Annotated in this window: 5 protein-coding genes; all 5 read right to left on the bottom strand. The window is 33.0% G+C overall.

The genetic code is table 11. The annotated features are described in order from the left end of the window. Positions 1-140 precede the first annotated feature (140 nt). A complete protein-coding gene (locus AB1422_00480; protein ID MEW6617824.1) occupies positions 141-731 on the bottom strand; it encodes an ABC transporter permease in 591 nt (196 codons plus the stop codon). Continuing rightward, on the bottom strand, positions 728-1906 hold the full coding sequence (locus AB1422_00475; GenBank protein MEW6617823.1) for an efflux RND transporter periplasmic adaptor subunit: 1179 nt from the start codon (positions 1904-1906) through the stop codon (positions 728-730). The genes AB1422_00480 and AB1422_00475 overlap by 4 nt, the downstream gene beginning before the upstream one ends. Then, positions 1893-3341 carry a TolC family protein gene (locus AB1422_00470; protein ID MEW6617822.1) on the bottom strand — a complete coding sequence of 483 codons (1449 nt, stop codon included), beginning with the start codon at positions 3339-3341 and terminating at the stop codon, positions 1893-1895. Before AB1422_00470 ends, AB1422_00475 begins: the two co-directional genes overlap by 14 nt. A gap of 6 nt (positions 3342-3347) precedes the next feature. Continuing rightward, positions 3348-5018: a hypothetical protein gene (locus AB1422_00465; GenBank protein ID MEW6617821.1), complete on the bottom strand. Its 1671-nt coding sequence runs from the start codon at positions 5016-5018 to the stop codon at positions 3348-3350. A gap of 500 nt (positions 5019-5518) precedes the next feature. Further along, a complete protein-coding gene (locus AB1422_00460) occupies positions 5519-5974 on the bottom strand; it encodes a hypothetical protein (protein MEW6617820.1) in 456 nt (151 codons plus the stop codon). Positions 5975-6000: the final 26 nt, after the last annotated feature.

The following is a 6000-nucleotide window of genomic DNA, read 5'->3' as shown; positions in this document are numbered from 1 at the left end:
TCGTATTGTGCCCAAATTATGACTCCCTCCCATCTTAATCCTATCTGTTATCTAATTCCCTTCATCTTTTCCTTAATTCTCTCCCCAATTTGTCAAAATAGCCTTCTTTTTTACCCCACTCCCCCCTCCCCCCTTTTTACTCAACTACTTGCCGATTTCAGGTTATATGCTACTACACCAACTATTCTGAAAGGTTGTTGATTGATTAATACCTCTTTACCAACAGGATTAGACATTCCGAATATTTCCTTTGTATGTCTTGAGTCTTCTAAAATACATATCCTTGCCTTTATTTTTTCATCTATATTAGAGATAAATCTTCCTTTGAGAAGTTTAAGTCGATGGATTTTTTGATAAGAAGCATTTATCCCTTTTAAGGTAAAGTAGGTTTTTCGGTTTAAATATTTAAACGGAACTGAATGTAGGCTTTCTTCAAAAGAGACTGCTCTGATTTTAGAGCACAATTGTAAAATAGCTTTTAAATCTTCTTCTTCAAAACCTATAACGATAGAAGGCGAATTCGTATTTAGAGAATCTATATTTATCCATAATAAATCAGCTCCAATTTTCTCCATCTCTTTTAATACATTAATCCGATTCCCTTCACCTAAGGCACAAATAATTATAATTGCCGATATACCTATTACTACCCCTAATATAGTTAAAAAGGAACGAAATTTATTAATTTTGAGATTAGTAATAGCTGTTTCTATTGTATCTATTAAGCTCATTTTTTAATCTTTACATAATCGCCAGGTTGTAGGTCTAAACTCCCGATGGTAACTACTTTCTCTCCTTCCTTTAATCCATCAGTTATTTCTACTAAATCTTGAGTAATTATTCCAATCTTTACTTTTTTTAAATGGACCTGTGAATTATCAACTACAAATACTTGAGTTTCTTTTTCATTCGCTAAAAGGGCAATTGAGGGAATGCAGAGTGCATTTTCTTTTTCTTCAATAATTATCTTAGCGATACAAGAGGATTCTAATATAAGCAATTTAGCAACTTCTTTATTAAGATTAATCCTACAAATCACTTCTATACCTGGAAAACCTCGTTCCGATTGATAAGCATAAGCACCTATCTTCTCAACTACACCAGATAACATAAGTGGTGCAAAACTCTCTCCACTAATCTCTACTTTCTGCCCAATTTTTACCTTCTCTATATCAGCCTCATCTACAACTACCTTAGCTATAAGAGAAGACATATCTGCTAATAAAAACAACTCACTTCCTGTCTCTACTTCTGTACCTTCTGTTACACGATTTAATATAATAGTTCCACTACCTGGTGCTATAACCCTTGATAGTTCTAATTCTTGCTCAAATGCAAACTTAGCTGAATGATATTGAAATTCGGCTCTTTTAAAGGCTATTTCAGATTCTGTGAGCTCTTGTTTGGATATAGCCTTCTCCTGATAGAGTAATTTTAATTGGCTATATTTTTCTAAGGTAGAGTGATAATTTATCTGGGCTGATTCTAATGCTTCTAATTTGTTATTATAGGTTTTACGGAGATAGTTTTCTAATACTTTAACTCTTTTATGAAATAATGCCTTTTCTATTTCTTTACTATTTCCAAAGATAGTTGGACTTTTAATTATACAAAGCACATCTCCTGCTTTTACCTTATCACCTTCTTTACAAGATAGTAATTTTACAATTCCTGATGTTTTAGTTTGTATCTTTTTTATCTTATCTGAGCTTACCTTCCCAGAAGCAACTATTTGATATTTTATCTTGCCTCTTTTTGCAGATGCTACTTTTATCTCTTTAGTCTCACTGTTATTAGGAAAGAAAGTCTGCTGTCCATAGTGGTTCCACCACTTATATCCAATAAGAATAACAATAATTATTATTAACAAATTTACTAATTTTAATAACAAATTAAAGATATTCATTTTTTAGTTTTCCTATTGCCTTAGATAATTTTGCTTGATTAATGAGGTAATCTATTTTGGCATCATCAATTGAAATTTTTACATTAGAATAGGTAATTTGTGATTGTAATACCTCACGAATAGTAAGCAAACCCATCTCGTATTTTAATTGGCTTATCCGTCTGGCATCCTGAGCAATCTTTAGATTTACTTCTAAGACCTCAAGTCTTCTTTGATTCTTGTTAAGATTCCAATGTATTTGGGTTATTTCTTCAATTATATCCTTTTTTAACTGCTCAAAGGCATTCAAAGTTTTCTGGTAATTTATTTCAGCTATCTTTACCTGATTTTTAGTTGAACCTGAATCAAAAAACGGAAATGATAATTTAGTCTGGATAAGCCAATTTCTTTGAGGTAGCTCTTTTATTGCTTCTTCCAATTCCTCTGATTCGTTTGTCCAACTATAATTTCCTGATATAGTTAAGGTAGGTTTATTAGTACTTCTGGCAATAGGAATATTTCTTTTAGATTGTTCAATACTTATTTTAGCCATTTTTATCTCTAATCTATTTTCAATCGCCGCATTAATACTTTCCTCAACCTTTTCATTTAAAATCTTGACCTCTATTTCATCACTTAGTTCAAGTTTCAAATCTTCAGATAATCCGAGTAATCTTAGAAAACTTCTCTGTAGTGTTTGGCGTTGTTCATAAGATTGAACTAAGAAATCTTCATCATTAGCTAATTGTACCTTAGCATTCATCACATCTAATTCTGCAATCTGACCTACTTTTAACCTTGCTTCTGTCCATTTTAATAGTTGTTTCGACAATGCTACTTGTTCTTCTGCTTGTTTAACCAATAGATTGGCTCTAATGAGTTGATAATAATTACAAATAACATTTAGTGTAAGTTGCTCCTCTATTAAGGCATATTTCATTTTTTCTAATTTGAGATTTTCATCAGCATTTATAAGAGATAATCTTTGTTGCAGTTTTCCACCTTCACTTAGTGGTTGGTTTAATCCTATAGAAACATAGGGATTAGTTGAGAATTTTTGTGATGAGTTTTTATCCTCACTTAAATTGTATCCTTCTGATAGAGTTAAAACCCCTGAGGTAAAGATAACCTTTGACCAGGTAGAGTTTAATGAAGTAGAATATTTATCCTGTCTGGTTGAGGTAAGTTCTGTTTCATTTGTTGTTCTTTGACTGCTGATATCTAAACTAATTTTAGGCTGATAAAGTTTATGAATAGCGATTAAATTTCGAGATGCCAGTTTCAAGTTACTTTTAGCATCATTAAGGATTGTCTGATTATTAAGTAAGGCAGTAGAGATGGCGTCTTTCAGGCTAAGAGTTAAGGTAGAAGAATTTTTATTTTCTGAGGCAAAAACTAATTTTTGCCAGAACATCAAAATCATTACAACAATTAAAACAACCTGAATTTTAACCATTATCTTTTACTCTGACCAGAACCAATTAATGATTCTTTCAAAGGTTTGACTTTGAAGGTATGACTTTACTTCGTAGTTATCATCTGGTTTAAAAAGTACATATCTAATCATCGCCGGCTCTATTTTAGTGATAAGTTCTTCAGGATTATCTGCTTGAGCATAAAAGATATCGCCATATTCGATACCATTCCATTTTCCATTATAGTCTTTATAAACAGAAATGCCATGTCCGACTCTACGTCCAGCATAGCAAAACACATAAGCCTCATAACCATGCTGAGTTAAAACATAACTGGCAAATCTTGCCTGGTCATCACAATCTCCCCTTTTTTTCTCAAAGGTCTCTCTGGGAGTTTGAGGAATAATTCTGCCCTCAGAATAATAGCTGAAGAACTGACCCATATATGAACTAATCTTTTCTGGAGTATCTAATGCCGCTACTGTTTCCTCAAAACTTTTACCTTTCAACCATTGCATATTTTCCTGTTGATACACAGGTAAGACCTTTGGTGGAAATTCTTCGTATCTGGTAAGATTATACCTGGAATAACCGGTTTTCCCACTGGTGCTAAGATAAATTCCAATTGTATGCTGGGAGGATTGTCTCTCATTGGTATAATATATTCCACCATCTAAGGAATTAAATCTTTTGGAAATAGAAAATGTTGTCTCTTCAAACCAATTTTTTTCGTAATCATAATCTGAAAGCACTTTGAAATTCCACCCATTTCTTTCTTTAAATTCTAAATTCCCTAATATTTCTTTAGACATAAACGAAGCATTTGAATTAAAATAAGAAATTTTTTTAACTTCAAAAGGGTATGATGCTGATAATTGAAAAAGCAGAGCATCAGTAGGTTTTAAATCTATTTTGCTTATTACTCCATGACTTAAAGGGATTTCTCTCCATGGACTGAAGGATAGATCCGTCTCACCTTGATAGTCCATTTCTACCTTACACTTTTGGGAGAATTTTTTGCTGAGATTTAGACTATAAGAGAGGGGAAAATCAGAAAAAGCATATAGCATGTTCTCATCATAATCTTTACCTGGTAGTTCACTGAATAAGTGCGGAGCTAATTTTAATTCCGTTTTGAATAAAAAATCAGGAGTAATCTCATAAGGTCTGGTATAGAAACGCCACATACTGCCAACTCCAAACAAATCTGTTCCATCTTTGCCAAAAGTATATCTTGAATATAAAGAAGGTAGGTGAAACCAACCTATGTTTATTTTACCTTCCTGATTTATAAAGCCAAACATTGAAGAAGGCAGAAAGATAAAACTCACTTTGCCAAATAGAGATTCTTTCATTATGGGAGTTTGATTAAAATGAGCTAATGCGGTAGATAAGGTAAACTTTTCCCTTTGTATCTTCAACTTTGCTTCAGCCTCTAAGATATGCCCCTTTGAATCTAAATTACCATAAATCTCACCATTTATTTTGTCTCCTAATCCCTCTTTAAAATCCATTTTTACATTCCAGAGGTTAGATTGTAGAGGTTGAATATTTAAAAAGAATCTTTTCTCTTCAAACTGTAACGGTTTCAGTTCCAGTTGATTATCAAATTCCTTATCAATTCTATATTCCAGATTATATAGGTTAATTGGTGCAGTATATCCTCTGGAGATATAACTAAATAAGATAAGTCCCCCATAGATTACTATCCTTTTCATTTGCCCTCGCACTTAAAATAAATAATTAATTCCACCAACGACAGTTATCCCGCCTACATCTATGTCATTCCATTTTGAGATAGGAGCATAAGTGTATTTTATCTCACCATTCAAAAATAAAGACTATCTTTTATCTTTTTCATTATTTCCATTTCCGTATAGTTTCGTGAATTTATAATAGATTAGTTGCTCATTTATCAAAATAGAACTACGAAAGCACGAAAAGGACGAAATGTGGTTTTATTAAATAAATTGACGAAACTCCAGCAGATAAAATTTATTAATTAATACATCCCTTTTTTCTTTCTTGTTCTCTAATATTAAGAGAGAGGAAAAATAAAAATATAATTCTTCCTCTCTCCTTTTCTTCTCCATTTCTGTTTTGATATCATTTACTTACCGTAGTCCACACCATCATCCTATAAGTGGATTTGGATTGGGATGATTTCCTGGTGGATTCGCTATTGTGAATAGCTCTCCCTCATACGGAACAATCCCTCCTAGCGGAGATAGGGGTGTGAGAAATGAAAAACAACAGGCGAAGACATGCAGCCAATATCGTAGGTCTTCACTATTTTACCATTGTTAGGATTCGCATCATCATTCGCTTGAGCCTTACCCTCTACGTAAACTGAACATGGGTGTGTAGCATGCCATGTTCCTTCTAATCTCGTTTGTTCTCCACTGTTCAGGTTCACGTTTTTTTCAACCTTCAGTAAATAGCTACCATCCGTCCTGTCTATTACGTATATTGCTACCTGTCCATGTCCCCCAGCCTTTCCTACATTTTCCACTCTTAAGTAAGTAGTAACGTTTTCGTTAATCTTAGGGAAATCTGTAGAACAAGTAAGTTGTATAGCAGCAAAATCAGGCTTCTTTTTCTCCCCACATCCTGTAGAGAAAATAATGATACATACTAACCCTGCTAACACTGTAATTGAGCGATAGGATTTCATTTTTTTTCACTTCCTTTCATTTTAAT

It is taken from the genome of bacterium (assembly GCA_040757115.1).
Taxonomy (GTDB): Bacteria; UBA9089; CG2-30-40-21; order CG2-30-40-21; family SBAY01; genus JBFLXS01.
Note: the sequence above shows the minus strand (reverse complement) of the source record. Positions and strands in the feature narration are given on the sequence as shown.

Excerpts from the sequence above, each read along its gene's own strand:
- AB1422_00470 (MEW6617822.1), bottom strand. The coding sequence starts at position 3,341 with ATGGTTAAAATTCAGGTTGTTTTAATTGTTGTAATGATTTTGATGTTC.
- AB1422_00460 (MEW6617820.1), bottom strand. The coding sequence starts at position 5,974 with ATGAAATCCTATCGCTCAATTACAGTGTTAGCAGGGTTAGTATGTATC.
- AB1422_00480 (MEW6617824.1), bottom strand. The coding sequence starts at position 731 with ATGAGCTTAATAGATACAATAGAAACAGCTATTACTAATCTCAAAATT.
- AB1422_00465 (MEW6617821.1), bottom strand. The coding sequence starts at position 5,018 with ATGAAAAGGATAGTAATCTATGGGGGACTTATCTTATTTAGTTATATC.
- AB1422_00475 (MEW6617823.1), bottom strand. The coding sequence starts at position 1,906 with ATGAATATCTTTAATTTGTTATTAAAATTAGTAAATTTGTTAATAATA.